Annotated in this window: 22 protein-coding genes and 1 pseudogene; 7 read left to right on the plus strand and 16 right to left on the minus strand. The window is 73.1% G+C overall.

Translation table 11 applies throughout. The annotated features are described in order from the left end of the window. Positions 1 to 13 precede the first annotated feature (13 nt). From SJ20_RS01895 to paaZ, 3 genes are all read right to left on the minus strand, one after another. Complete coding sequence (locus SJ20_RS01895; RefSeq protein WP_044658755.1) at positions 14 to 949, minus strand: hypothetical protein; 936 nt, start codon at positions 947 to 949, stop codon at positions 14 to 16. 115 nt (positions 950 to 1064) lie between these two features. Continuing rightward, positions 1065 to 1997, minus strand: coding sequence for a 3-hydroxyacyl-CoA dehydrogenase (locus tag SJ20_RS01900; protein ID WP_036313915.1), 933 nt, complete (start codon positions 1995 to 1997; stop codon positions 1065 to 1067). Positions 1998 to 2135: 138 nt separating this feature from the next. Then, complete coding sequence (paaZ, locus tag SJ20_RS01905) at positions 2136 to 4256, minus strand: phenylacetic acid degradation bifunctional protein PaaZ (protein WP_044658756.1); 2121 nt, start codon at positions 4254 to 4256, stop codon at positions 2136 to 2138. A gap of 286 nt (positions 4257 to 4542) precedes the next feature. On the opposite strand from paaZ, the gene SJ20_RS01910 reads away from it, so the two are divergent. Then, on the plus strand, positions 4543 to 5535 hold the full coding sequence (locus tag SJ20_RS01910; RefSeq protein WP_044658757.1) for a DUF559 domain-containing protein: 993 nt from the start codon (positions 4543 to 4545) through the stop codon (positions 5533 to 5535). Between the two features lie 186 nt (positions 5536 to 5721). After that, the gene (gene panD, locus SJ20_RS01915; protein ID WP_044658758.1) at positions 5722 to 6159 is read left to right on the plus strand and encodes an aspartate 1-decarboxylase; all 438 of its coding nucleotides are present in this window, start codon (positions 5722 to 5724) and stop codon (positions 6157 to 6159) included. 23 nt (positions 6160 to 6182) lie between these two features. Here the strand turns inward: panD and SJ20_RS01920 are convergent, their stop codons facing one another. From SJ20_RS01920 to paaA, 12 genes and pseudogenes are all read right to left on the minus strand, one after another. Then, positions 6183 to 6677, minus strand: coding sequence for an SRPBCC family protein (locus SJ20_RS01920; protein ID WP_044658759.1), 495 nt, complete (start codon positions 6675 to 6677; stop codon positions 6183 to 6185). Further along, on the minus strand, positions 6677 to 7060 hold the full coding sequence (locus SJ20_RS01925; RefSeq protein ID WP_044658760.1) for an MmcQ/YjbR family DNA-binding protein: 384 nt from the start codon (positions 7058 to 7060) through the stop codon (positions 6677 to 6679). The genes SJ20_RS01920 and SJ20_RS01925 overlap by 1 nt, the downstream gene beginning before the upstream one ends. Before the next feature lie 114 nt (positions 7061 to 7174). Next, a complete protein-coding gene (locus SJ20_RS01930) occupies positions 7175 to 8062 on the minus strand; it encodes a 3-hydroxyacyl-CoA dehydrogenase family protein (protein WP_044658761.1) in 888 nt (295 codons plus the stop codon). 8 nt (positions 8063 to 8070) lie between these two features. After that, a complete protein-coding gene (locus SJ20_RS01935) occupies positions 8071 to 8856 on the minus strand; it encodes an enoyl-CoA hydratase/isomerase family protein (protein WP_044658762.1) in 786 nt (261 codons plus the stop codon). 4 nt (positions 8857 to 8860) lie between these two features. After that, entirely contained in the window at positions 8861 to 10078 is a 1218-nt protein-coding gene (locus tag SJ20_RS01940; protein WP_044658763.1) for a thiolase family protein, read from the minus strand. A gap of 347 nt (positions 10079 to 10425) precedes the next feature. Beyond that, a pseudogene (locus SJ20_RS01945) lies at positions 10426 to 11785 on the minus strand (MFS transporter). A gap of 231 nt (positions 11786 to 12016) precedes the next feature. Next, positions 12017 to 12802: an enoyl-CoA hydratase/isomerase family protein gene (locus SJ20_RS01950; RefSeq protein WP_044658764.1), complete on the minus strand. Its 786-nt coding sequence runs from the start codon at positions 12800 to 12802 to the stop codon at positions 12017 to 12019. Between the two features lie 31 nt (positions 12803 to 12833). Beyond that, complete coding sequence (gene paaE / locus SJ20_RS01955) at positions 12834 to 14003, minus strand: 1,2-phenylacetyl-CoA epoxidase subunit PaaE (RefSeq protein ID WP_044658765.1); 1170 nt, start codon at positions 14001 to 14003, stop codon at positions 12834 to 12836. Further along, the gene (gene paaD / locus SJ20_RS01960) at positions 14003 to 14512 is read right to left on the minus strand and encodes a 1,2-phenylacetyl-CoA epoxidase subunit PaaD (protein WP_044658766.1); all 510 of its coding nucleotides are present in this window, start codon (positions 14510 to 14512) and stop codon (positions 14003 to 14005) included. The genes paaE and paaD overlap by 1 nt, the downstream gene beginning before the upstream one ends. Further along, positions 14509 to 15342 (minus strand): 1,2-phenylacetyl-CoA epoxidase subunit PaaC, encoded by an 834-nt coding sequence (paaC, locus tag SJ20_RS01965; protein ID WP_044658767.1) that lies wholly within the window; start codon positions 15340 to 15342, stop codon positions 14509 to 14511. The genes paaD and paaC overlap by 4 nt, the downstream gene beginning before the upstream one ends. After that, positions 15339 to 15641 carry a 1,2-phenylacetyl-CoA epoxidase subunit PaaB gene (paaB, locus tag SJ20_RS01970; protein WP_002857863.1) on the minus strand — a complete coding sequence of 101 codons (303 nt, stop codon included), beginning with the start codon at positions 15639 to 15641 and terminating at the stop codon, positions 15339 to 15341. The genes paaC and paaB overlap by 4 nt, the downstream gene beginning before the upstream one ends. Positions 15642 to 15644: 3 nt before the next feature. Then, a complete protein-coding gene (gene paaA / locus SJ20_RS01975) occupies positions 15645 to 16652 on the minus strand; it encodes a 1,2-phenylacetyl-CoA epoxidase subunit PaaA (RefSeq protein ID WP_044658768.1) in 1008 nt (335 codons plus the stop codon). A 259-nt stretch (positions 16653 to 16911) separates the two neighbouring features. On the opposite strand from paaA, the gene SJ20_RS01980 reads away from it, so the two are divergent. Further along, entirely contained in the window at positions 16912 to 17349 is a 438-nt protein-coding gene (locus SJ20_RS01980) for a hypothetical protein (RefSeq protein WP_044658769.1), read from the plus strand. Next, a complete protein-coding gene (locus SJ20_RS01985; RefSeq protein WP_044658770.1) occupies positions 17346 to 18878 on the plus strand; it encodes a hypothetical protein in 1533 nt (510 codons plus the stop codon). Before SJ20_RS01980 ends, SJ20_RS01985 begins: the two co-directional genes overlap by 4 nt. 34 nt (positions 18879 to 18912) lie before the next feature. On the opposite strand, the gene SJ20_RS01990 is transcribed toward SJ20_RS01985, so the two are convergent. Further along, positions 18913 to 20826, minus strand: coding sequence for an FAD-binding monooxygenase (locus SJ20_RS01990; RefSeq protein WP_044658771.1), 1914 nt, complete (start codon positions 20824 to 20826; stop codon positions 18913 to 18915). 198 nt (positions 20827 to 21024) lie between these two features. Here SJ20_RS01990 and SJ20_RS01995 point away from each other — a divergent pair, with 198 nt between their 5' ends. The 3 genes from SJ20_RS01995 to SJ20_RS02005 all read left to right on the plus strand — a co-directional run bounded on the left by SJ20_RS01995 (position 21025) and on the right by SJ20_RS02005 (position 23688). After that, the gene (locus SJ20_RS01995; protein WP_044658772.1) at positions 21025 to 21753 is read left to right on the plus strand and encodes an IclR family transcriptional regulator; all 729 of its coding nucleotides are present in this window, start codon (positions 21025 to 21027) and stop codon (positions 21751 to 21753) included. Positions 21754 to 21824: 71 nt separating this feature from the next. Further along, positions 21825 to 22955, plus strand: coding sequence for a histidinol-phosphate transaminase (locus SJ20_RS02000; RefSeq protein ID WP_200891079.1), 1131 nt, complete (start codon positions 21825 to 21827; stop codon positions 22953 to 22955). A 10-nt stretch (positions 22956 to 22965) separates the two neighbouring features. Continuing rightward, positions 22966 to 23688 carry an IclR family transcriptional regulator gene (locus SJ20_RS02005; RefSeq protein WP_082067566.1) on the plus strand — a complete coding sequence of 241 codons (723 nt, stop codon included), beginning with the start codon at positions 22966 to 22968 and terminating at the stop codon, positions 23686 to 23688. Positions 23689 to 23696 lie beyond the last annotated feature (8 nt).

Consider the following 23696-nt stretch of genomic DNA (forward strand, 5'->3'; position numbering starts at 1 on the left):
GGGCCCTCCGTCCTCAGCCCTCGCCGTCGAGCGCGGCGAGCACGTCGGCCACGATCGAGGCCGCACGGTCCTCGGCGTCCGCGGGCACCCCGCCGTCCGCGTCGGCCTGGGCCACGGCCACGGTGCGGGCGCCGTCCTGCACGGCCGTGAGGTGCGAGTAGACGGACCCCCCGGGGGCCGGGAGCGCCGTGTACGCGGTGCCGCCCTCGTGCTCGGTCCGCGTCACGCTCTCCACGCCGAGCCCGGCCAGGTCCACCCCGGTGCAGGCCTGCCCCGCCGCTCGGGCGTCCTCCAGGGCGGCGCGGGCGGCCTCCTCCGTGGGGTACACGGTGACGCGCACGCCGAGCGGAGTGACCTCGGCGTCGGGGGACGCCGTGAAGGAGGGCGCCGGTGTCGTGGTGGGCCCGCCGCCGGTCGTGGCGGCCGTCTCCGGCTGGGCCGTGAGCCCCAGGTCCGCCGCCCCGGCCTCGGCGTCCCGCTCCAGATCGGAGCGGGTGGCGTCCAGGCAGGCCTGCTGTTCCGCGCTGCGGGTGGAAGCCGGGCTCGCACCGGCGTCGACCGCCTGCTCCAGGCCGGCGGCCCGCTGGCGCAGCTCCGTCTGCCGCTCCAGCGGCGAGGCGGCGCTCAGCCCCACCTCGGACCCCGGCCCCGCGGCCCGTTGGACGGCGGTCTGCACGGCCAGGGTCCGCTGCCCGTCCAGCGCGGGGGGCATCTCGAGGGACAGGCTGCCCGAGGCGGAGGCGCCGGCCGTGCTCTCCGCCGCGCCCGTGCTCTCCGTGGAGCTGCTGGCCGCGGGCGACGTGGGGGCGGACGAGGCCGCCGTCGTCGTGGACGACGCCGACGAGGGGGCGGGGGAGGAGGGCTCCGCGCCGCCGCCGCCCGCGCACCCGGCGAGGGCGAGCGCGCCCACGGCGAGGGCGCCGAGCAGGGGGAGTCGGGAGGTCGTCATGGCCCGACTCTACGTGCGCTGTGACGGATGCCACAAGGAAGCGGCGGGGGCACGCAACGGGGCCGCCCGATGCGTGGTGCGCACCGGACGGCCCCTGATCCGTCAGCGGAGGAGGTCAGCCGAGCGGGGTGTCCTTGTCGCCCAGGTTCCAGTCCTCCACCGGGCCGAGGTTCTCCCCGTCCGGCCCGTAGCGGTAGAACCCCTGGCCGTCGGCCACGCCGCTGTGGCCCTCGGCGATGCTCTTCTCGAGCAGCTCAGCGAAGCCGAGCTGCCAGTCGACGCCCGTGTTGCGGGAGACGTTGGCGGCCACGTGGAAGCCCACGATGTCATAGGTCTGGAACGGGCCGCGCTCGTTGCCGGTGGCCACGCGCCAGGTGCGGTCGATGTCCGCCGGGTTGCCCACTCCGTGCATGTACAGCTTGGAGCCGGCCTGCAGCCACGGGATGAGCAGGGAGTTGAGGAAGTAGCCCGGGATCTCCTTGCGCACGTGCACGGGGACCATGCCGGTCTCCTCGGCGAACTGCAGGGCTCCCGCGACGGCCTCCGGCGAGGTGGCGGCGGTGCCCATGACCTCGGCGGTGTTCTGCGCCCAGATGCGGTTGGCGTAGTGCAGGGCCAGGAAGCGCTCCGGATGGCCGCTGGCGTCGGCGAAGTCCGAGGGCAGCAGGGAGGAGGTGTTCGTGGCGAACAGGGTCGTGGCGGGGGCGAGCTCGCCCACCTGGGCCCACACCTTGCGCTTGAGCTCCAGGTTCTCCGGGACGGCCTCGATCACGATGTCCGCATCCGCCAGGGCCTCGCCGAGGTCCGAGGTCGGCGTGATGCGGGCGATGGCCTCGTCGAAGCGCTGCGGGTCGTAGCCCTCCCCGAGGTCTGCCTCATAGCCCTGGCGGATCCACGCCCAGCGGCGCTCGATCCCCTCGAGGGCGGCGGGGACGGCGTCGTAGGCCATCACCTTCTTGCCGTGGTACGCCGCCTGCATGATGATCTGCGAACCCAGCACACCGGTGCCCAGCACGGTGACCTGATCAAAACGGGTGAACTCGGACATATATGTCGACCTTCTTCTCTCGCGGTCCGAATGGGACGTACAGGTGAACGTCCCGGGCACGCTCCTTGTTCCCGGGGACGACGACGGGCCGCCCGGCGCGCAGCGGGCGCACGGGACGGCCCGTCGAAGCAGGGGGGCTCAGCCCTGGGAGGTCTCGGACGGGGCCATCGGCCAGGTCTTGGCCACGAGCGTCAGCACGTCGTACTGGGCGCAGAGCTCGTCCTTCTGGTTGTGGATCCGGCAGTCCCAGGCCACCTCGCCGTACTCGTCGCTCACGCGCGGGGTGATGCGCTTGGCCGTCAGGGTCACGCGGATGGCGTCGTCGTAGGTCACCGGCGTGATGAAGCGCAGGTTCTCCAGGCCGTAGTTGGCCAGCACCGGGCCCGGATCCGGGGCCACGAACAGCCCCGCGGCCCACGAGACCAGCAGGTAGCCGTGGGCGACGCGGCGCGGGAAGAACGGGTTGGCCATGGCGGCCTCCTCGTCCGTGTGGGCGTAGAACCTGTCCCCGGTCTCCTCCGCGAAGGCGGTGATGTCCTCCAGGGTGATGGTGCGCAGGCCGGAGGCGAACTGGTCGCCCACCGTCAGCTCGGCCAGGGACTTGTAGAACGGGTGCACGGCCGTGCCGGCCTCCACGTCCTCGCGGGTCACCGTGTGGGCCGCGGCGCCCTGATGCCACACGCCGGTGATGGCCGTGAGCATGTCCGGGGAGCCCTGGATCGCCGTGCGCTGCATGTAGTGCTTCACGGCGCGGACCCCGCCGAGCTCCTCGCCGCCGCCGGCGCGGCCGGGGCCGCCGTGGACCAGCACCGGCACGGGGGCGCCATGGCCCGTGGTGGTCGCGGCGGTCTGGCGGTTCAGGACGTGCACGCGGCCGTGGTGGGCGCCGATCCCGGCGGCGAACGCGCGGGCGGTCTCACCGTCGTTCGTGGCGACCGTGGCCACGAGCGACCCCGAGCCCAGGGCGGCCAGGGCCACGGCGTCGGCCACGTCCGTGTAGCCGATCACCGAGGTGACCGGACCGAACGCCTCGACGCTGTGCACCTCGGGGGTGCGTGCGTCCTCGAAGGTGAGCACCGTGGGGGCGAAGAACGCGCCGGACTCGGCGTCGGCGTCACCGGTCGAGCCCTCGGGGCCGCCGAGGCGGACCTGACCGCCGGCGTCGACCAGGCGCTGCACCGCGCCGCGGACCTCGCCCTGCTGGTCCTTCGAGGCCAGGGCGCCCATGGTGGTGCCCTCGACGCGCGGGTCGCCCAGGACGACCTTCGCGGCCAGGCGCTCGGTGAGGGCGGCGGTCACGGCCTCGACCCGATCCTGCGGGACGATCACCCGGCGGATGGCGGTGCACTTCTGTCCGGCCTTGACCGTCATCTCCTGGAAGACGACCTTCACGAACGCCTCGAACTCGGGGGACTCCGGGTCCGCGTCCGGGCCGAGGATGGCGGCGTTGAGGGAGTCGGTCTCCGCGGTGAAGCGGACGCCGCCCTCCTGCACGTTCGGGTGCTTCTTCAGCGTGGCCGCGGTGGCGGCGGAGCCGGTGAACGCGACGTGGTCGCGGTAGTCCAGGTGGTCCAGCAGGTCGCGGGCGGAGCCGGAGATCAGCTGGATCGAGCCCTCGGGCAGCACGCCGGACTCGAGCATCAGCTCGACGCACTTCTGCGTGACGTAGCCGGTGGGGGTGGCCGGCTTGACCACGGTGGGCACGCCGGCGACGAAGGCCGGGGCGAACTTCTCGAGCATGCCCCACACGGGGAAGTTGAACGCGTTGATCTGCACGGCCACGCCCGGGATGCGCTGGTAGATGTGCTCGCCGATGAAGGAGCCGTCGCGGGAGAGGGGCTCCACGTCGCCGTCGATGATCACGGTGGAGTTCGGCAGCTCGCGGCGGCCCTTGCCGGAGAACGTGAAGAGGGTGCCGATGCCGCCGTCGACGTCGAAGGCGTGGTCGCGCTGCGTGGCACCGGTGGCGAAGGAGACGTCGTAGAGCTCCTGGACGCGGGAGTTCAGGTAGAGCGCGAGCTCCTTGAGCTTGAGGGCGCGCTCGTGGATGGTCAGCGCGCCCAGGGCCTGCTGGCCGACGGTGCGGGCGTGCTCGATGGCGGCGGCCGTGTCGAGGCCGTCGGTGGAGACGCCGGTCAGGCGCGCGCCGGTGTTCGCGTCCGTCACGTCGGTGACCTTGGACGGGTGCGACGGCGTCCACCAGCTGCCGGCGACGTAGCTGGGGAGGATCTCCGGGAGGGAGGGGGCGGTGACGGTCACGGGGTCTCCTGGTGTCGGGGGCGCGGACGAGTCCCGACCGATCGGTCGGTTATTGGTCCTCACCCTAGCCGAGACGTGGATCACGCGGGAGGGGGAGCCGGGCCGGTGACGCCGTCGTCGTGGGGAGGGGTGGGGTGGGGTCTGGCGGCGACCCGTGGCGCCAAAGCCCGCAGACACGCCGCTATGGCCAGGACGTGGCGGCGTGTCTGCGGGCCTCGGCGGGGCGTCGTCCACAGATCCCGGCGGACGACGACGGCGGCGCGCCCGGATCGGGCACGCTCGGCCCATGCCCCGCTCGCCCGCGCCCCTGCCTCCGATGCGCTGCGGACTGGACGGCCTCCTCCGCGCTCCGACGGTGTTCTCGACCCCGGCCGCGCGCGAGGCGGGCGTGAGCGCGGCCCGGCTGCGGCGCGGGGACGTGGTCTCCCTCGGCTGGGGGCTCTGGGGCCGGCGCGGCGTCGAACCGGACCCCATGGACCATGTGCGGGCACTGCAGGATCTGCACCCCGAGGGCGTGTTCAGCCACGTCACGGCCGCCAGGGTGCTCGGCCTGTGGTTGACCGGGCCGCTCGCCGCCGACCGGTCCGTGCACATCGCGACCCCGCGCGGCCACGGCACCGCGTCGAGCCGGGCCGGGATCCGCTCACACCGCCTCCGCGCCGACGCACCGGTGCGGATCGTGGACGGGGTGCGTGTGACCGCACCGGGGTGGACCTTCGTGGACCTCGCCGCGCACGCCGGGCCGCTCGAGCATCTCGTCGCGCTGGGGGACAGCATGGTTCGGACCGCCCCGACGGAGGCCCGCCGCCGTCGGCTGCCGCCCGGGGTGACGGACATGGCCGAGCTGCGCGCCGCCGTCGAGGAACGCGGTCGGGTGCGCGGGATCCGTGCGGCCCGGGAGGCGCTGGAGCTCGTGCGTCCCGGGGCCGACTCGCCGCAGGAGAGCCGGCTGCGGGTGCGGCTCGTCCTGGACGGCGTCCCCGAGCCCGCGGTGAACCCGTGCATCCGCCTCGCCACGGGACAGCGGCTCCGCGTGGATCTGGTGTGGGCGGACGCCAAGGTGGCCGTCGAGTACGACGGCGATCAGCATCGCACGGATCGCCGGCAGTGGCGTGAGGACCGCGAGCGGGACGCGGCCCTGCGCGCGGAGGGGTGGGAGGTGATCCGGGTGACCGCCGACGTGTTCCGGCCGGGGCACTGGGAGCTGTTCGTGCGGCAGCTGCGGGGCCTGGTGGCTGCGCGGACCCCGCCGGGCCGAGTGCCGCCGTCGTGGATCTGACCCGCCCGGGCCCGCAGACGCGCCGCTACGGCCAGGACGTAGCGGCGCGTCTGCGGGCCTCGGCGAGAGGGGCGGGAGCCTCGGGCCGGCGTGGACCCCCCCTGCCCCTCGTCTCCGGACCGGCGTAGAATCGAGCACCGGTCCCCTCGGACCCGCCCCACCCCCTCATCCGGAGAGTTCTGCCGCATGCTGCGCACCATGTTCCACGCCAAGATCCACCGGGCCACCGTGACCCAGGCGGACCTGCACTACGTGGGCTCCGTGACTGTGGACCAGGACCTGCTGGACGCCGCGGACATCCTCCCCGGCGAGCTCGTGTCCATCGTGGACGTCACCAACGGCGCGCGACTGGAGACCTACACCATCGCGGGCGAGCGGGGCTCCGGCGTGCTCGGCATCAACGGCGCCGCCGCCCACCTGGTGCATCCGGGGGACATCGTCATCCTCATCGCCTACGGGCAGATGGACGACGACGAGGCTCGCCACTTCCAGCCCAAGGTCGTCCACGTGGATGCGGACAACAGGATCGTCGAGCTCGGCGTCGACCCCGCCGACGGTCTCCTCGACGGCCTCTCCCGCCCGCCGCTGTCCCGCGAGTGGGACGAGGCCCAGGCCGAGGTCTGAGCCGGCCCGAGGGCGCCGGGCCGTCATGGACGAGTCGTTCGAGCAGGATCAGCGGTCGGCACGGCCTTGGCCCCGAGCGCCCGACGCGCGGAGCGCATCGCGGCCGCGTGGCTGAGGCCCATCGCGGTGCGGGCGCCCGGCACGCGGGCCACGGCGCGCATCCACGGCGAGGTCAGCACCACCTCCTGCTCCCACGTCACGACGCAGTGCGGCGCGTGTCCGGCCGGGGCGCCGTCGTCGTGGACGGTGACCCGCACGGTGCCCGTCAGGCCCCCGCTCAGGCGGGCGACCAGTAGGCCGCGGGCGCGGTCGTCGATGAGACGCTCCATCGTCAGACGCACCGGCACGAACCCGCGCAGCCGGACGGCGGCGCGGTCGGGGCCCAGGCGACGGACGCGCGGGACGGCCGGCCACCAGCGTGGGTAGCCGGCCGGGTCGGCGAGCAGGGCCAGCACGGACCGGGCGTCCGCGGGGACGGCCCAGCGGTGGGTGAAGCGGAAGGGGCGGTCGACCGACATCAGGCCCGGCCGAAGGTCTCGGGGTCCACGGGGCGCCGGGTGCGGGGGAGCTTCGCGACGACCAACAGGTACGACTCCGTGACGAGGTCCCGCACGAGCTGCTCGTCGAGGGCCGGGTGCGCGGCCAGGCTAAGCCAGTGCCGCTTGTCCATGTGATAGCCGGGCGTGATCGCCGCGGGCAGGGCCGCGCGCAGCTGGGCGCCGTCCTCCGGGCGGGCCTTGACGTTCACGAGGCGGCGCCCGTCGTGGTCGATGAACACCGCGAACAGCTTCCCCTGCACCTTCATGACCTCGGTGTCCGGGCCGAAGGGGTGCGACGCGGCGCTGCCCGGCAGCTCGAGGGCGCGGTCGCGGGCGACGCGCAGCAGCGTGGGCTCGTCCATACCCGTCACGCTAGCCGCGCCGCCCCGCACTTTCGAACGTGATATCGGGGGAATGGGCGCTTTCGAACGGGAGATAGGCCCTATCTCCCGTTCGAAAGCGCCTGCCCCGGGGGCTCAGCGGTAGTCGAAGAAGCCCTTGCCGGACTTCCGGCCGAGCTCGCCGCGGGCCACCATGTCCCGCATGAGCTGCGGCGGGGCGAAGCGCTCACCCAGCTGGGACTCGAGGTACTCGGCGATGCCCAGGCGCACGTCCAGGCCCACGATGTCGGTCAGGGCCAGCGGGCCGACCGGGAACTTGTAGCCGAGCACCATGGCGGCGTCGATGTCCTCGGGGGAGGCCACGCCCTCCTCGACCATGCGGATGGCCTCGAGCGCGATCGCCACGCCCAGGCGCGACGAGGCGAAGCCCGGGGCGTCCTTGACGACGACCGGGGTCTTGCCGAGCCCGCGGACCCACTCGGTGGACAGGGCCTGGAGCTCCGCACCGGTCTGCTCGCCGATCACGACCTCCACGAGCTTCGAGGCGGGCACCGGGTTGAAGTAGTGCAGGCCGCAGAAGCGCTCGGGGCGCTGCAGATGCGTGGCGATCTCGTCGATGGACAGGGAGGAGGTGTTGCTGGCGAGCCACGCGTCCTCGCGCAGGTGGGCCTCGACGTCGGTGAGCGCGTCGATCTTCACTTGCATGTCCTCGAACACGGCCTCGACCACGAGGTCGCAGCGGGCGAAGTCGGCACGGTCCACGGAGACGGTCAGGCGCTGCGCCCATTCGTCCAGGTCGCCGTCGATCTTGCCGCGCTCGAGGGAGGCGGCCAAGTCGGCCTCGATGCGTTCCTTGGCCGCCTCGGCCGACTGCGGGTCGCGCTCGGCGACGACCACCTCGGACGATCCGGAGACGAGGAACGCGTGGGCGATGCCGCCGCCCATCCGGCCGCCGCCGAGGACGCCGACGACGGCGGGCACGGAGGACGGAACGGTATCAGGGGTGTGCTGCTGGTCGGTCATGTCGGTCCTCACTTCTTCTTGCGGTCCAGGAACGCCTGCATGCGCTCGAACTTGGCGTCGGACTCGAACAGGATGGCCTGCGCGATCTCGTCCACGTGGGGGTGGGCCTCGCGAGGGAGGTGGAAGACGCGCTTGGACAGCCGCACCGCCAGCGGGTCCTGCTGCGCGATGCGGTCGGCGAGGGCGTCGGCGGCGTCGAGGAGGGCGTCCGGCTCGTGCAGCTCGGTGACGAGCTTGAGCTCGAGGGCCTCCTGCGCGTCCAGGATCCGTCCGGCGAGCAACAGCTCGAGGGCCACCGGCTCACCCACCAGCTCCTTGAGCCGCCACTGGGCGCCCGCAGCGGCCGTGATCCCCAGACTCGTCTCGGGCTGGCCCATCTTCAGTGCCGGGGTGGCGATGCGGAAGTCGGCCGCGTAGGCCAGTTCCGCGCCGCCGCCGAGGGCGAAGCCGTCGATCGCCGCGATCACGGGCATGGGCAGCCGGTGGATGCGGTCGAAGACCTGCGAGTTCACGCCGCGCAGGGCGTCGTCGCGGCGGCGCTCGCGCAGCTGTCCGATGTCCGCGCCGGAGGCGAAGATGCCGGAGAACCTCCCCGGTTCGCGCGTCGACTCCACCTGCGTGCCCGAGATGATCAGGATCTTCGGCTCGCGTTCGAGGTGGGCGCAGAGCTCGTGGAACTCGTCGACCATGGTCTGGTCGATCGCGTTGCGCACGCCCGGGCGGTCCATGCGCGCGTGGACGCGGTCCTCGCGCTCCTCGACGCGCAGTGCCGTGAAGTGGTCGAAGTCGGTCATCCGCTCAGACCCTCTCGACGAGCATCGCGGCGCCCTGGCCCACGCCCACGCACATCGTGGCCAGGCCCCTGTCCGCGCCCTCACGCTCCATCCGACCGAGCAGCGTGACCACGAGACGCGACCCCGAGGAGCCCAGCGGATGGCCCAGGGCGATCGCGCCGCCGTCGGCGTTGACGGTCTCCGGGTCCAGGCCGAGGCGCCGCATCGAGGCCAGGGACTGGGTGGCGAAGGCCTCGTTGAGCTCGACGGCGCCCAGGTCCGCCACGGACCAGCCGGAGCGCGCGAGGGCCTTCTCGGTGGCCGGGACGGGGCCCAGGCCCATGATCTCGGGGGCCAGGCCCGCCGAGGTGGACTCCACGACGCGGGCGCGCGGGGTCAGGCCGTACTTCTGCGCGGCCCGCTCGGAGACGACGAGGATCGCCGAGGCGCCGTCGTTGAGGGAGGAGGAGTTGCCGGCGGTGACCACGCCGTCCTTCTTGATGATCGGGCGCAGGCCGGCGAGCACCTCGGGGGTGGAGCCGGGACGGGGGCCCTCGTCCGTGTCCACGATCGTCTCGGCGCCCTTGCGGCCCGTGACGACGACGGGCACGATCTCGTCCGCGAAGCGGCCGGCCTCGATGGCGGCCAGCGCACGCTCGTGCGAGCGGGCGGCGAAGGCGTCGGCGTCCTCGCGGGTGATGCCGTCCACCTCGCCGACCTCCTCGGCGGTCTCCGGCATGGAGAAGGTGAACTTCTCCCCGAACTCGCCGTCCGCGAAGCGCGGGTTCACGAAGCGCCAGCCGATCGCGGTGTCGAAGGCCGCGCCGGGCTTGGCGAACGCCGTCGTCGGCTTCTCCATCACCCAGGGGGCGCGGGACATGGACTCCACGCCTCCGGCCACGACGACGTCGGCCATCCCGGAGCGCACCATCGCGGTGGCGATGCCGATCGCGGACATGCCGGAGGCGCAGAGGCGGTTCACGGTGATGCCCGGGACGGTGTCCGGGAAGCCGGCCAGCAGCCAGGCCATGCGGGCGACGTTGCGGTTCTCCTCGCCGGCGCCGTTGGCGTTGCCGAGGATGACGTCGTCCACGACCGACGGGTCGATGCCGGCGTCCTCGATCACGGCCTTGATGGTCAGGGCGGCGAGGTCGTCGGGGCGGACGGAGGAGAGGGCGCCGCCGTACTTGCCGACGGGCGTGCGGCGACCGCCGACGAGCAGGGCCTGGGACTGTGCGGACATGGAGACTCCTTGAGTGACCGACGACGGGGCGGGGCGGGCGCGGCGAATTACCGACCGTGCGTTCAGGTTCAGTATTCCGGGCCGGTGTGACGGGGGTCAACTGCGGGGGCGGGGTGTGACGGGGTGGAGACGGAGCCGGGCGGCTGCGCCGAGGCCAAGTCGATCGGCGTCTGACCCGGCGCACCCCGCGCCAAGGCCCGCAGACGCGCCGTTACGTCCCCGAGGTAGCGGCGTGTCTGCGGGCCTCGGCGCCGGTCCGGTCGCCCACGACGACGGCGCGCCCTTCCGGAGGAGGACGCGCCGTCGTCGTGGGGTGGGGACGGGCGGAGCCCGTCAGGCGGGCCGGATCAGGCCGGGGCCACCGGGTGGGAGCGGGTGGCGACGACCTGCTCGTCGTGCAGCTCGCGGTCCTGGATGCTCTTGGGGACGAACAGGACGGCGATGAGCGAGACCGCGGAGATCGCGATGATGTACCAGGCCACGTTCTCCCAGCCGGTCTTCACGAGCTGGTCGGCGATCAGCGGGGCGAAGGCGCCGCCGATGATGGTGCCGAGCGCGTAGCCGATGGAGACGCCGGAGAAGCGGACGCGCGCCGGGAACATCTCGGCGTACATCGCCGACTGCGGGCCGTAGGACGGACCCAGGCCGAGCGTCAGGACGAACAGGCCCAGCGAGAACAGCGGCAGAGACGCGGTGTTCAGCAGCCCGAACAGCGGGAAGGCCCAGACGATCAGGAACCCGTAGCCGAGGACGAAGGTCAGCTTGCGGCCGATCTTGTCCGAGACCCAGCCGCCGAGCAGGGTGAAGATGAACCAGCCGACGCCGCTGACGAGGCTCGCGATGAGCACCTCGGAGGAGGTCATGCCCAGGCCCTTCGGACCGCCGTACTTCGAGAACCACGCGATGAGCAGGTAGCCGACGCCGTTGTTCGCGGCGAAGATCACTGCGGCGAGGATGACCTCCTTGGTGTGGTGCCGGAAGAGCTCGCCCAGCGGGGCGGACTCGTCCGCCTTGAGCTGCTGCATCTCCTTGAAGACCGGGGACTCCTCGACGGCCTTGCGGATCAGGTAGCCGACGACGATCAGCACCACGGAGATCAGGAACGGGATGCGCCAGCCCCAGGTGAGGAACTGCTCCTCGGACATGGTGGAACGCACGATGAACAGCACGCCGGTGGCCAGGATCATGCCCAGCGGCACGCCGACCTGCGGGGCGGAGCCGAACAGGCCGCGCTTGCCGTGGGGGGGCGTGCTCCACGGCCAGCAGCGCCGCGCCGCCCCACTCGCCGCCGGCGGACAGGCCCTGCAGCAGGCGCAGCGCGACGAGCAGGATCGGGGCCCACACGCCGATCTGGGCGTAGGTGGGCAGCAGGCCGATGAGGGTGGTGGCCAGGCCCATGCCGATCAGCGTGAGGGACAGGACGAGCTTGCGGCCGAAGCGGTCGCCGAGGTGGCCGGCGACGATCGCGCCGAGCGGGCGGACGAGGAAGGAGATGCCGAGGGTGACCCACGCGGCGATCTGGGAGCCGTTCTCGCCCATCGGCTGGAAGAAGAGGGCGGCGAAGACCAGGGCGGTGGCCTGGGCGAAGATGAAGAAGTCGTACCACTCGATGGTGGTGCCGACGACGGTGCCGGCGATGACCTTGCGCTCCTCGCGGCGATCGCGCGCGGGGGCGGGCGCCGCGGGGGATGCGACGGTGTGGCTCATGGGTGCTCCTGGGATGCGGGGCGGCGGCCGACCGTGAGACGGCGGCGGGACGGTGTGGTTCCCGACCGATCGGTCGGGAAGTGACACCCGTCACCGTATACGATCCTCTGTGACTCACGCCACGATCCGGGCTGATGACGGGAATGTGACGCGGCCGGGCCGGGACGACGACGGCGCCGCGCCCCTCGTGCGAAGGGTGCGGCGCCGTCGTCGGTGGCGGGGTGCGGCGGCTCAGCCGCGGCCGGTGAACTCCGGCTTCCGCTTCTCCTGGAAGGCATGGAAGCCCTCGGCGTAGTCGGCGGTGCCGCAGAGCTCGCCCTGGGCGATGTTCTCCGCGTCGAGGGACTCCCACAGGCCCACGCGCCGGTCGCGGACCTGGGCCACGAGCTCCTTCGACGCGCGGAACGCGAGGGTCGCGCCGGAGGCCACCTGGGCGACCTTGGCGCGGGTGAACTCGAGCAGCTCGTCCGCGGGCAGGGCCCGGGAGAACAGCCCGGCCTGGACGGCCTCGGCGCCCGAGAGGAGCTCGGCCGTGTAGATCAGGTCCAGGGTGCGGTGCGCGCCCAGGCGCTCGGTGAACAGCCAGTGGCCGCCCGAGTCCAGGGTGGCCCCGAGGTTCGCGAACGGCGAGCCGATCTTCGCGTCCTCGGCCACGTACACCACGTCCGTGGCGATCGCGAGGCCGAGGCCCACGCCCAGGCAGGCGCCCTGCACCGCGGCGAAGGTGGGCACCGGGATCTCGGACATGGCCCGCAGCACCGGGGTGACCCTGTCCCGCAGGTAGGCGGTGGCGTCGTCCTCGGCCGGGACCACGGCGGAGATGTCGCGGCCCGCGCAGAAGCCGCGGCCCTCGCCGCGCAGCAGCACGGCCCGGACCTCGCCGGACTCGACGCCGGCGGCGGCCCGCTCGTAGGCGGCCTGGAGTTCGGCCAGCGCGGCCTCGTCCAGGGCGTTCATCCTCTGGGGGGCGTCCAGCACGATCTCGGCGACGCCGTTCTCGACGGTGATCTCGATCATCGGGGGCTCCTTCGGTCTCGTGGGCGGGCGCTCAGGCGTCGAAGTCCAGCGTGATCGAGTCGGAGGTCGGGCGGGTCTGGCACGTGAGCACGTAGCCCTTCTCCACCTCGTCCTTCTCGAGCGCGTAGTTCTCGTCCATCTCGTACGCGCCGTCGACGACCTTGGCGCGGCAGGTGCCGCACACGCCGCCGGCGCAGGCGAAGGGCACGTCCGAGCGGACGCGCAGCGCGGCGTTGAGGACGGTCTCGTGGGCAGACGTGGGGGACTCGACCTTGGCGGTGAGGCCGTCGAGGTTGAACTCGATGGTCACGTTGTCGCCCTGCGGGTCCACCTCCACCACGCGGCCGGAGTGGCCCTGCGGGTTCTCCGGGCGGCCGGTGGTGAACAGCTCGAAGCGCACGTCGTCCTCGGACACGCCGCGGGCGGCGAGCGTCTCACGGGTGAGCTGCACGAGCTCGAACGGGCCGCAGAGGAACCACTCGTCGGTGCCCTGCACGTCGATCACGCGGTCCAGGAGGGTGGTGAGCTTGTCCTCGTCGATGCGACCGGAGAGCAGCGGGGACACGCGCTGCTCGCGGGAGAGCACGTGGTGCACCGTGAACCGGGCCGGGTACTTGTCCTTGAGGTCGCCGATCTCCTCGGCGAACATCACGTCCATGGCGGAGCGGTTCGCGTAGACCAGGTCGAAGCGCGAGGTCTCGGAGGCCGCGAGCACGGCCTTGGCGATCGCCATGATCGGGGTGATGCCCGAGCCGGCCGCGAACGCCACCAGGTGCGTGTCCTTCTTCTCCGCGACCTTCTCCGCCGCCACCCTCTGGGCGTCGTTGAGGGAGGTGACGTGCGTGCGGGACGTGAACGCGCCCTGCGGGTTCATCACGTCGATCCTCTCGCCGACCTCGAGGCTCTCGTTGGCCCACGTGGAGAACGTGCCGCCGATGTCCTTCTTCACGGCCACGCGGATCTCGCCGCGCTTCGGGACGGCGCAGATCGAGTAGGACCGGCGCACCTCGGCGCCGTCGAGCTCCTTGCGCAGGGCCACGTACTGACCCGGCACGTAGTCGTAGTCGTCGGCGAGCTCCTCGGGCACCGCGAAGGTGACCTCCACGGAGTCGTCGGTCAGGCGGCGCAGCTCGGACACCTCGAGGGTGTTGAACGTGGCGCGGCGCTTGCCGGTGGCGGGGGCGTCGGTGGTCTCGGTCATCAGTGCACCTTGAAGTAGTCGAAGGGCTCGAGGCACTCCCGGCAGGTGTAGAGGGCCTTGCAGGAGGTGGAGCCGAAGCGGGTGATCTCGCGGGTGTTCAGGGAGTGGCAGCGCGGGCACTTCACGGCCATGCCGATCCTGATCGGGCCGTCCGTGGTGCGCGCGACGGGCGGGGCGATGCCGTACTCGTTGAGCTTGGCCTTGCCCTCGTCCGTCATCCAGTCCGTGGTCCACGCCGGCTGGAGCACCAGGCGCACCTCGGCGTCGGGGAATCCGGCGCGCTCGAGCGCGCGGGTGACGTCCGTGGTGATGGTGTCCATGGCGGGGCAGCCGGAATAGGTGGGCGTGATGACGACGACGGCCCTCTCGCCATCGGCCCGTGCCTCCCGGAGGATCCCGAGGTCCGCGATGGACAGCACGGGGATCTCCGGGTCGTGCACGGTGGAGGCCGCATCCCAGACCCGCGCGTCGGCGGGATCGGCGGGGCGCAGCTCGCTGGCGGTGGTCACCAGGTCGCTCCCGGGTGACGGCGCGCCAGGGACTGCATCTCCGCGAGGATGTACCCGCGGTACTCGCTCATGGCGCCGGAACGGTCGCCGCCGCGGGCGGTGCCCGTCGTCGGGACGGTCAGGCCGGCCTCCTCGATGGCCGCGCGGATGCGGGTCATCGTGGGCTCCTCGAGCGAGGACGGCAGCACGGCGACGCACTGCTCGGCGAGGGCGCGGACGACGTCGTCGTCGTGGAAGAGCTCGGCCACGTAGGGCCACAGCTCGTCCAGGCCGCGCTGCATGCGGCGCTTCGACTCCTCGGTGCCCAGGCCCAGGCGCTGCAGCCACAGGGCGGCGTGGTCCTGGTGGTACAGGACCTCCTTGAGGGCCTTGTCCGCGATGGCGGCGAGCGTGGGGTCGGCCGACTCGCGCAGGCGGGTGTACAGCTCGTACGAGTAGAACGAGTAGTACAGCTGGCGGGCGATCGTCTTGGCGAAGTCGCCGTTCTCGGCCTCCACGAGGCGGACGGAGCGGAACTCCTCCTCGTCGCGGAAGTACGCGAGCTCGTCCTCGGTCTTGCCCCATGCCGTGCCGGCGTAGGAGAGGAGGAAGCGGGCGTGGCCCACGAGGTCCAGGGCGATGTTGCCCAGGGCGATGTCCTCCTCGAGCTCCGGGGCGCGCGAGATCCACCAGGACAGGCGCTGGCCGAGCATCAGGGCGTCGTCACCGAGGGCGAGGGCGTAGCGGGCGACGTCGTCGCTCGCCTTCTGCTCGCCGGCCGCGATCTCCTCCGCGGTGATGGCCACGCCCGCGGAGTGCTTCGTGGCGGAGTCGTTGGTCGCGAAGCTCACAGGTGCGGCACCCCCTCGGACTGCTGGTAGTAGGTGGCGTGACGGTAGGACTTGCCCTGCGGGGACTCGAAGAAGCCGCCCTTGGAGTCCGGGTCGGAGGCCGCGATGGCCTCGGCCGGGACGACCCACACGGAGGTGCCCTCGTTGCGGCGGGTGTACAGGTCGCGCGCGTTGCGCAGCGCCAGGGTGGCGTCCGGGGCGTGCAGCGAGCCGGCGTGCACGTGGGAGAGGCCGCGGTTGGCGCGGACGAAGACCTCCCACAGGGGCCAGGCGTGGGAGGCGGCGGTGGTCTCGCTCATGGGTCAGGCTCCGATCAGGTGGGTCTCGGCCGGCGCGTTCTGCTCGGCCTGGCGGCGGGCGTAGGCGTCGGCGGCCTCGCGGACCCAGGCGCCCTCCTCGTGGGCCTGGATGCGGCGGGCCATGCGCTGGGTGTTCATGGGGCCGTTGCCCTTGATCACGGACATGAACTCGTCCCAGTCCAGCTCGCCGAAGTCGTAGTGGCCGCGCTCCTCGTTCCACTTCAGGTCCGGGTCCGGCAGGGTGAGGCCGAGGGCCTCGGCCTGCGGGACGATCATGTCCACGAAGCGCTGGCGAAGGTCGTCGTTGGAGAAGCGCTTGACCTTCCACGCCATGGACTGGCGGGAGTTGGGGGAGTCCTCGTCCGGCGGGCCGAACATCTGCAGGGCCGGGCCGTAGAAGCGGTCCACGGCGTCCTGGGCCATCTGCTTCTGCTCCGGGGTGCCGTGCGAGAGCTCGTAGAGGATCTCCCAGCCCTGGCGCTGGTGGAACGACTCCTCCTTGCAGATGCGCACCATCGCGCGGCCGTACGGGCCGTAGGAGGCGCGGCACAGCGGCACCTGGTTGCAGATCGCGGCGCCGTCGACGAGCCAGCCGATCGCGCCCATGTCCGCCCAGGTGCGGGCCGGGTAGTTGAAGATCGAGGAGTACTTCGCGCGGCCGGAGAGCAGCTGCGCGTTCAGCTCGTCCCGCGGGGTGCCGAGGGTCTCGGCGGCGGAGTACAGGTACAGGCCGTGGCCGGCCTCGTCCTGGACCTTGGCCATGAGGATCGCCTTGCGCTTCAGGGAGGGGGCTCGGGTGATCCAGTTGGCCTCCGGCTGCATGCCGATGATCTCGGAGTGCGCGTGCTGGGAGACCTGGCGGGTCAGGGACCTGCGGTACGCCTCGGGCATCCAGTCGCGGGGCTCGATGCGTGAGTCCTCCGCGATCAGGCGATCGAAGTTCTCCTGGCCGGCCGCATCCTCGGGGGACGGGACGGAGGCCAGGTGCTGGGGGGAGCTGGTCTGCGTCATGGGGATCACCTCACGCTGAGTGCGGGCTGGTTCCGTGGTCAGGGCGCACCGGGGCGCATCGAATTACTGACCGCTCGTTCAGAATAGGCCAGGGTGTGACCTCGGTCAACACGCCGAAGCCGGCGCGACCCGGGTGCGACGCGGCCGCCGGGACGGTGCGAGAGGGTTGGCTCCTGCACAGGCGTCCCGACGGCGTCCCCCATCCCCGGATCGCCCCTCGCCGCAGTCGCGGGGCCCGGGCCCTCCCTACGGTGGCCGCATGTCACCCCTCATCGGACCTCAGCAGATCGCCACGGCCCTGCGGGCCGTCGGACTCGACGACGACGCCGCCCGCCTGGTCGCGTGGGCCGACCCCGCCCGGCGCGAGCGGGAGGCCGCCGAGCAGGCCCTCGCCGACCTCGCCGTGGCCCAGACGCAGCTGCGCACGGCGCTGGGCGGGCTGGTCAGCGCCGCCACGGACGTGCGCTCGGCGATGCACACGGCATGGCGCGGGGAGGCCGCCGGCGCCTATGGGGAGGCCGTCCGGCGGGCGGCGGCCCTGGCGGCGGAGCTCGAACGGGAGGCCGGGGAGTGGCTCGCCCTGCGGGCCACCGCCGAGCGGGACGCCGAGGACGCGCGCCGGAACGCGGAGGCCCGGCAGCGGGCGGCCGAGGAGGCGGCGCTGGCCGTCCTGCGCTCGCTGGCGGTGGCGGCATGACCGGCGGGCGGGGTGCGGGCCCGGGGGCGGTGGCCTTCAGCACGCACGGCGGACCGGGCTCGATCTACGCGGAGGCCGAGGAGATGCGCGTCGTGGCCGGGCGGCACGAGCACGCCGCCGAAGAGGCGGCCGGAGCCTCGTGGCAGGTCGACGCGGCCGCCTTCGGGCTGGGCCGATCGGCCACGTGGCTCGCCTCCGCCGCCCTGCTGCAGGACCGGCTGGCGGAGGCGGTCGGTCGCGTGCGGAGCCTGTCGGAGCAGTGCGCCGAGCTGCACCGCGACCTGCTCTCCGCGGCGGCCCGCTACGAGGAGGCCGAGCGCGCGGCGGCCGGCATCATGGCCGCCGAGGACGCCTCCCTGGAGGAGCTGCCGGCGCTGCTCTGGCGGGACGGCCATGACGGCCTCACCACCCGCGAGGCGGAGCGGCTCGTGCAGGACCTCGTCCAGGCGGTGCCCGAGGCCATCGTGGCCGCCATGCTCACGGCCGCCGGCTTCCCCCTGCTCGCGGCCCTGGCGCGGATCGACGTGAAGATGCTGACGAGGGCGCAGAAGCTCGTGCTGAAGCGGCCCGTCTCCTCCGCGGCGAAGAAGGGGACGGATGCCGCGTCGGACCTCACCGAGGCGCTGCGGGTCTCCCCGGACGAGGCGTGGACCGTGGCGGCGGACGCCCTGACCCTCGCCGGCGCGGCGCCCCGGGGCGCGGTGACCCCGCACGGGGCGCCGCAGGACCGGCCGACGGCGCCCGCCCTGCTGGACGGCTCGGCCACGGGGCTGGCCTCTCTCATCCCGCGCGAGGAGGGGGACGGCGACCTCACGGTCACGGAGGTGGTGCGAGAGAACGGGAGCCGCGCCTGGGTGGTGGGCCTGCCGGGCACCCGCGGCGGCCTGATCCCGGATCCCGAGTCGACCGACCCGTGGGACGCCGGCGGACTCCTGGACGCCCTCGGCTCCGAGTCCGAGGTCACGGCCCCGGCGGTGCGGGCGGCGCTCGAGGCGGCCGACGTCCCGCACGGCGCCCCGCTCGTCCTGGCCGGCTACTCCCAGGGCGGGGTGCACGCCGTGAACCTGGCCGGGCGCGAGGACTTCACGTCCGTGTACCCCGTGACCGGCGTCATGACGGTCGCGGCGCCGTCCGGCAACGCGGTGGAGACCGGGCGGACCGCGGTGCTGGAGTTCTCCGCGGACGGGGACCTGGCCGTCGCCGCGGACGGGGCGCCCACCCCCGTCTCGGCGCGCCGGGCCGAGGTGGTCTTCCACCCGGCCGGCCACGGGTGGGACGGGCCCGGGGGCGGCTTCCGGACCGGCTCTCCGCTGGCGGTCAAGGGTGACCTGGACGCCGCCCACGACTTCGACGTCCAGGTGGACCTGATCCGGCAGTTCGAGGCCGCCGAGCCCGCATCCCGGGCGGAGGTCGCCGGGCTCTCCGCCGCGTTGGCCGGGCTGACCGCCGGCACCGTGGCCTCGAGCCGGGCGGTGCGACTGCGCCGCACGCCGCCCGAGCGGGACCACCTGCCCCCGGGATCCCGGTGAGCGCACCGGCGGCGGGGCGCCCGCCGCCGCCTGCTCAGTTCGCGTCGAGCAGCACGCCCGCGAAGAACGCGTTCAGGCGGTCGACCTCGTCCAGGCCGAAGACGCCGGAGACGTACTGGTCCGGGCGGACCACGACGACGGCGCCGTCACGGCTGATGCCGCGGGCCTCGAAGATGTCCTCGCCGTGCGTGGGCCGGCACGTGGCGAAGATGTTGTTCAGGTCGTGCAGGCCGAGGGAGCCGGTGGTCGGCCGGAAGATCGACGGCACGTCCGGGTGGGCGAACTCGGTCTGCTTCTGCTGGTACACGACCTTGATGTCGAAGCGGGCGTCCTCCGGCCCGTCCGACGGGGTGTGGCGGTTGCGGAAGGACCGCGGGTCCTCCACGATCGCCTTCGCCCACGCCGCCACCTTCGAATTCTCGGCGCGCGGGGAGGCGGCGTCGGCGAACACGTAGACGCGCCAGCGGCCGTCCGCGCGGTGCAGGTGGCCCAGGTGCTTGACGTTGGTGTCGCACGAGCGCTCCACCAGCGCCGACTTGAAGCGCTTGCCGATGGGGTAGCCCTGCGCCAGCGCCTGGCCGGTGGCGTCCGTGGTGAGGAGGGAGGGCTGGTACTCCGTCATGAAGCCGGCCGGGAACTCGGCGGTCTTCGTGTAGAACTCGGCCACCTCGTTCGGGTCGCCCAGCTCAGAGGTGGGCTTGGCCATGAGCGTCGACCACTCCTTGTCGAAGTCGATCAGGTTCTTGGCGATCTCCTTGCGCTCCTCCGAGTAGGTCGGCACGAGCTCGACCGGGGCCATCCCGGAGAGCACCTGGCCCAGCTTCCAGCCGAGGTTCCAGCCGTCCTGCATGGACACGTTCATGCCCTGGCCGGCCTTCGCGGAGTGGGTGTGGCAGGCGTCGCCGAGCAGGAACACGTTGGGGTGGGCCACGCGCTCGCGGTTGTCGAAGCCCGAGGTGAGGCGGTGGCCCACCTCGTACACCGAATGCCAGGCGACCTCCTTCACGTCCAGCGTGTAGGGGCGCAGGATCTGCTGGGCCCGGCGGATGATCTCCTCGAGCGGGGTCTGGCGCACCTGGTGGTCGTCGTCCGCCGGGACCTCGCCGAGGTCCACGTACATGCGGAACAGGTGGCCGCCCTCGCGGGGGATCAGGAGGATCGAGCCGCTGGACGAGTGGATCGCGCACTTGGTGCGGATGTCCGGGAAGTCCGTGTCGGCCAGCGCGTCCATGACGCCCCACGCGTGGTTCGCGGCGTCGCCGGTCAGGGTGTGGCCGATCGCCTTGCGGACGCGAGAGCCCGCGCCGTCCGCGCCCACCACGTACTTGGCGCGCACCTGGCGGGTCGGGCCCGAGGCGGGGTCCTCGAGGGCGTGGCCCTCGGCGTCCACGGTGCGGCGCAGGGTCACGAGCACGGGGTGCTCGCCGTCGTTCGTGTCCTCGAGGGTCTCGAATGCCCAGCCGTAGTCCGGCCGCGCGCGGGTGGGGGAGTTCTTCATGTACTCGGCGAACCAGTCCAGGATGCGGGCCTGGTTCACGATCAGGTGCGGGAACTCGGAGACGCCCTCCGGGTCGTCCTCGGCCAGCGAGGTGCGCACGATCGTGTCCGCGTCGTCCTCGGCCGGGTTCCAGAACGCCATGGAGGTCAGGTCGAAGGCCTCGTCGATGATCTCGCTTGCGAAGCCGAAGGCCTGGAAGGTCTCCACGGAGCGGGCCTGGATGCCGTCCGCCTGGCCGATCTCGAGGCGGTGGGGGCGGCGCTCGATGATGCGGGTGTGGACGTCCGGGAACATCGCGAGCTGGGCGGCGGCGATCATGCCGGCCGGGCCCGAGCCGACGATCAGCACGTCCATCTCGTCCGGCAGCTCGGCGGGGCGGTCCAGGCCGATGCCGGCCGCCACCTGGACGCGCGGGTTCGTGGAGACGTAGCCGTGGTGGTGGAAGAGCATGGGGGTCCTTTCGCTGCGGGGGATGTCGCTGCGCGGTGCGCGTGCCACCCGACGGCGTGTTCTCTCAGAGAACACGGTGTTCTCCCTGGGAACACATGTGTGCCAGACTGTACGCGGACGTGACCGGGTTCACAACCAGCGCGCGGGCCGACCACGCCCCGGGCGCGTCACGTCCGGCACCCGAGGCGAGGAGTACAGATGGCGGAGCACGACGGCGGCCCGGTCCGGGAGGGCGCGCCCTCCCAGACCCTCTCCCGCGCGCTCACCCTGCTCGAGACCGTCGTGGAGGCGCCCGAGCCGCCCACCATCGCCGACCTCGCCGACGGCCTGGGCGTCCATCGCTCGGTCGCCTACCGCGTGCTGCGCACCTTCGAGACCCATGGCCTGCTGCGCCGCGACGGCCTCGGCCGCGTCCACGCCGCCCCCGGCCTGGCCGTCCTCGCCCGCCGGGTGGAGCAGGATCTGCGCGCGGCGGCCATGCCGCACCTGACGGCCGTCTCCACGGACCTGGGCATGACCGCGTTCCTGGTGGTGTGGGACGGGGCCCACTGCCTCACCCTGGCCACGGCCGAGCCGCCCAGCGGCAACCTCGTCACGCAGCGGCCGGGGACCCGGCACCCCCTCGGGGTCGGTGCGCCGGGGATGGCGATCGCCGCCACCCTGACCGGACAGGAGTGGGCGCGGCTGCCCGGCGAGGCCCCGCCTGAGCGGCCCGAGCTCGACGACGTGCGGGAGCGCGGCTGGGCCGTCAGCTCCGACGAGGTCATCACCGGCGTCTCCTCGGTCGCGGTGCCGCTGCGGGTCCCCGGCCAGCTGCCCGCCGCCCTCGCCGTGGTCTACGCGACGCGGCCGGAGGACCCGGCGCGCCTCGGGGACCGGCTCGGTGAGGCGGCCCGGGCCGTCGCCGTCGCCTTCGGTGCGGCCTGAACCCCGGGGCGCCGAGCCCGGGTCCCGTGGTGCCGCTCACGGCGTCCGCGGCCCGCATTACCCTGGTGGCCATGACTGATGACGCACAGCAGCCGCCCGCCGTGGTCGCGCCCCACAAGAAGGTCGGCATGCTGCCGCCGTACGCCGCCGGCAAGCCGCCGGTCGCCGTCCCGGGCCTGCACCCCTACAAGCTCTCCTCGAACGAGAACCCCTACGCGCCCGTGTCCGGCGTGATCGACCGGGTGCGTCAGGTCGTGACCGGCCCGGAGGGCGCGCCCAGCACCCTCTGCCGCTACCCGGACACCCTCTCCACCGGCCTGCGCCAGGCCCTGGCCGCGCACCTGGACGTCCCGGCGGACGACGTCGTGACCGGCGCCGGCTCCCTCGGCGCCCTGGCCCAGGTCATCACCGCCTTCGCCGGCCACGGCGAGGCCGGGGAGGGCGACGAGGTGATCTTCGCGTGGCGCTCCTTCGAGGCCTACCCGATCGTGGTCCGCACCGCCGGCGCCGTGGACGTGCAGGTGCCGCTCACGGCGGACCACCGCCACGACCTGCCGGCCATGCTGGAGGCGATCACGGAGCGGACCCGCGTGATCCTGCTCTGCACCCCCAACAACCCGACCGGCCCCGTGCTCACGACCGCCGAGGTCGAAGACTTCCTGGCGCGCGTGCCCGCGCACATCCTCGTGGTCATCGACGAGGCCTACGTGGAGTTCGTCCGCGACGAGGACGCGGTCAAGGGCCTGGAGATGTACCGCAAGCACGCGAACGTCGTCGTGCTGCGCACCTTCTCGAAGGCGCACGGCCTGGCCAACCTGCGCGTGGGCTACTCGGTCTCGCAGCCGGAGATCACGAAGGCCCTGCGCACCGTGGCCACCCCGTTCGCGGTGTCCACGGTGGCCGAGGAGGCCGCGATCGCCTCGCTCGAGCACCTGGACGAGGTCCTCGAGCGCGTGCAGATCGTCGTCGACGAGCGCGAGCGCGTTGCCGCCGCCCTGGCCGAGGCCGGCTGGGACCTGCCCTCCTCGCAGGCCAACTTCGTGTGGCTGCCGCTCGGCGAGCGAACGCAGGCGTTCGCCGAGGCCGCCCAGGCCCGGGCCCTGTCCGTCCGGGCGTTCGCGGGCGAGGGCGTGCGCGTGAGCATCGGCGAGAAGGAGGCCAACGACCGCTTCCTCGAGGTCGCGCGCGACTTCCTGACGTGAGCGGGCCGGCGTGAGCAGCACGCTGGACCGGCTGATCCGGGTCCTCTCCGCGTTCGACGCGGAGCATCCGGCATTGACCGTGGCGGCCCTGGCCCGGCGCACCGAGCTGCCCCTGGCCACCGCCTACCGGTGGGTGGACCGGCTCGTGCGCGCCGAGCTGCTGCAGAAGGACGAGGACGGCGTGGTCCGGCCGGGCCTGCGGCTGTGGGAGATGGCCTCCCGCAGCGCGCCGAGCATGTCCCTGGCCCGGACGGCCATGCCGTTCCTCGTGGACGTGCAGTCGGTGCTGCGGCAGCACACACAGCTCGCGGTCCTCGGCGACGACGGCGTCCTCGTGCTCGCCCGGCTCTCCTCCCAGGGGGCCGTGGTGAACCAGGCTGACGTCGCGGGGCGGCTGCCGCCGTTCACCACGGCCCTGGGGCTCGTGCTGCTCGCGCACGCCCCGGTCGAGACGGCCGAGCGGTTCATCGCCCGGCACCGGGACCGGCTCGGCGCCGTCGTGGATCACCATCCCCTCGAGTCGGGGGGTGCGGTGCCCGCGGGCGTGCGGGCGCGGGTGGCCACGCCCAGCGAGCCGCGGTTGCGAGCGCTCCTGGCGGACGTGCGCCGGGAGGGCCACGCGGCCGTGGACGGCGCGTTGGACGAGGAGTCCCGGGGGGTCGCCGTGCCGGTCCGCGGGGCCGACGGCGTGGCGGCGGCCGCGCTCGGGGGGCGTGTCAACTTGTCTGTGTAAGCGGGGTG

The organism is Micrococcus sp. MS-ASIII-49 (genome assembly GCF_000946635.1).
Taxonomy (GTDB): Bacteria; Actinomycetota; Actinomycetes; order Actinomycetales; family Micrococcaceae; genus Micrococcus; species Micrococcus luteus.

Coding starts and splice junctions, on each gene's coding strand:
- SJ20_RS01920 (WP_044658759.1), bottom strand. CDS start 6,677: ATGTCGGTCGACCGCCCCTTCCGCTTCACCCACCGCTGGGCCGTCCCC.
- SJ20_RS01925 (WP_044658760.1), bottom strand. CDS start 7,060: ATGGACGAGCCCACGCTGCTGCGCGTCGCCCGCGACCGCGCCCTCGAG.
- panD (WP_044658758.1), top strand. CDS start 5,722: ATGCTGCGCACCATGTTCCACGCCAAGATCCACCGGGCCACCGTGACC.
- SJ20_RS01985 (WP_044658770.1), top strand. CDS start 17,346: ATGACCGGCGGGCGGGGTGCGGGCCCGGGGGCGGTGGCCTTCAGCACG.
- SJ20_RS02000 (WP_200891079.1), top strand. CDS start 21,825: ATGACTGATGACGCACAGCAGCCGCCCGCCGTGGTCGCGCCCCACAAG.
- SJ20_RS01935 (WP_044658762.1), bottom strand. CDS start 8,856: ATGACCGACTTCGACCACTTCACGGCACTGCGCGTCGAGGAGCGCGAG.
- paaB (WP_002857863.1), bottom strand. CDS start 15,641: ATGAGCGAGACCACCGCCGCCTCCCACGCCTGGCCCCTGTGGGAGGTC.
- SJ20_RS01900 (WP_036313915.1), bottom strand. CDS start 1,997: ATGTCCGAGTTCACCCGTTTTGATCAGGTCACCGTGCTGGGCACCGGT.
- paaA (WP_044658768.1), bottom strand. CDS start 16,652: ATGACGCAGACCAGCTCCCCCCAGCACCTGGCCTCCGTCCCGTCCCCC.
- SJ20_RS01990 (WP_044658771.1), bottom strand. CDS start 20,826: ATGCTCTTCCACCACCACGGCTACGTCTCCACGAACCCGCGCGTCCAG.
- SJ20_RS01940 (WP_044658763.1), bottom strand. CDS start 10,078: ATGTCCGCACAGTCCCAGGCCCTGCTCGTCGGCGGTCGCCGCACGCCC.
- SJ20_RS01980 (WP_044658769.1), top strand. CDS start 16,912: ATGTCACCCCTCATCGGACCTCAGCAGATCGCCACGGCCCTGCGGGCC.
- SJ20_RS01950 (WP_044658764.1), bottom strand. CDS start 12,802: ATGATCGAGATCACCGTCGAGAACGGCGTCGCCGAGATCGTGCTGGAC.
- SJ20_RS01930 (WP_044658761.1), bottom strand. CDS start 8,062: ATGACCGACCAGCAGCACACCCCTGATACCGTTCCGTCCTCCGTGCCC.
- paaE (WP_044658765.1), bottom strand. CDS start 14,003: ATGACCGAGACCACCGACGCCCCCGCCACCGGCAAGCGCCGCGCCACG.
- SJ20_RS01995 (WP_044658772.1), top strand. CDS start 21,025: ATGGCGGAGCACGACGGCGGCCCGGTCCGGGAGGGCGCGCCCTCCCAG.
- SJ20_RS01910 (WP_044658757.1), top strand. CDS start 4,543: ATGCCCCGCTCGCCCGCGCCCCTGCCTCCGATGCGCTGCGGACTGGAC.
- SJ20_RS01895 (WP_044658755.1), bottom strand. CDS start 949: ATGACGACCTCCCGACTCCCCCTGCTCGGCGCCCTCGCCGTGGGCGCG.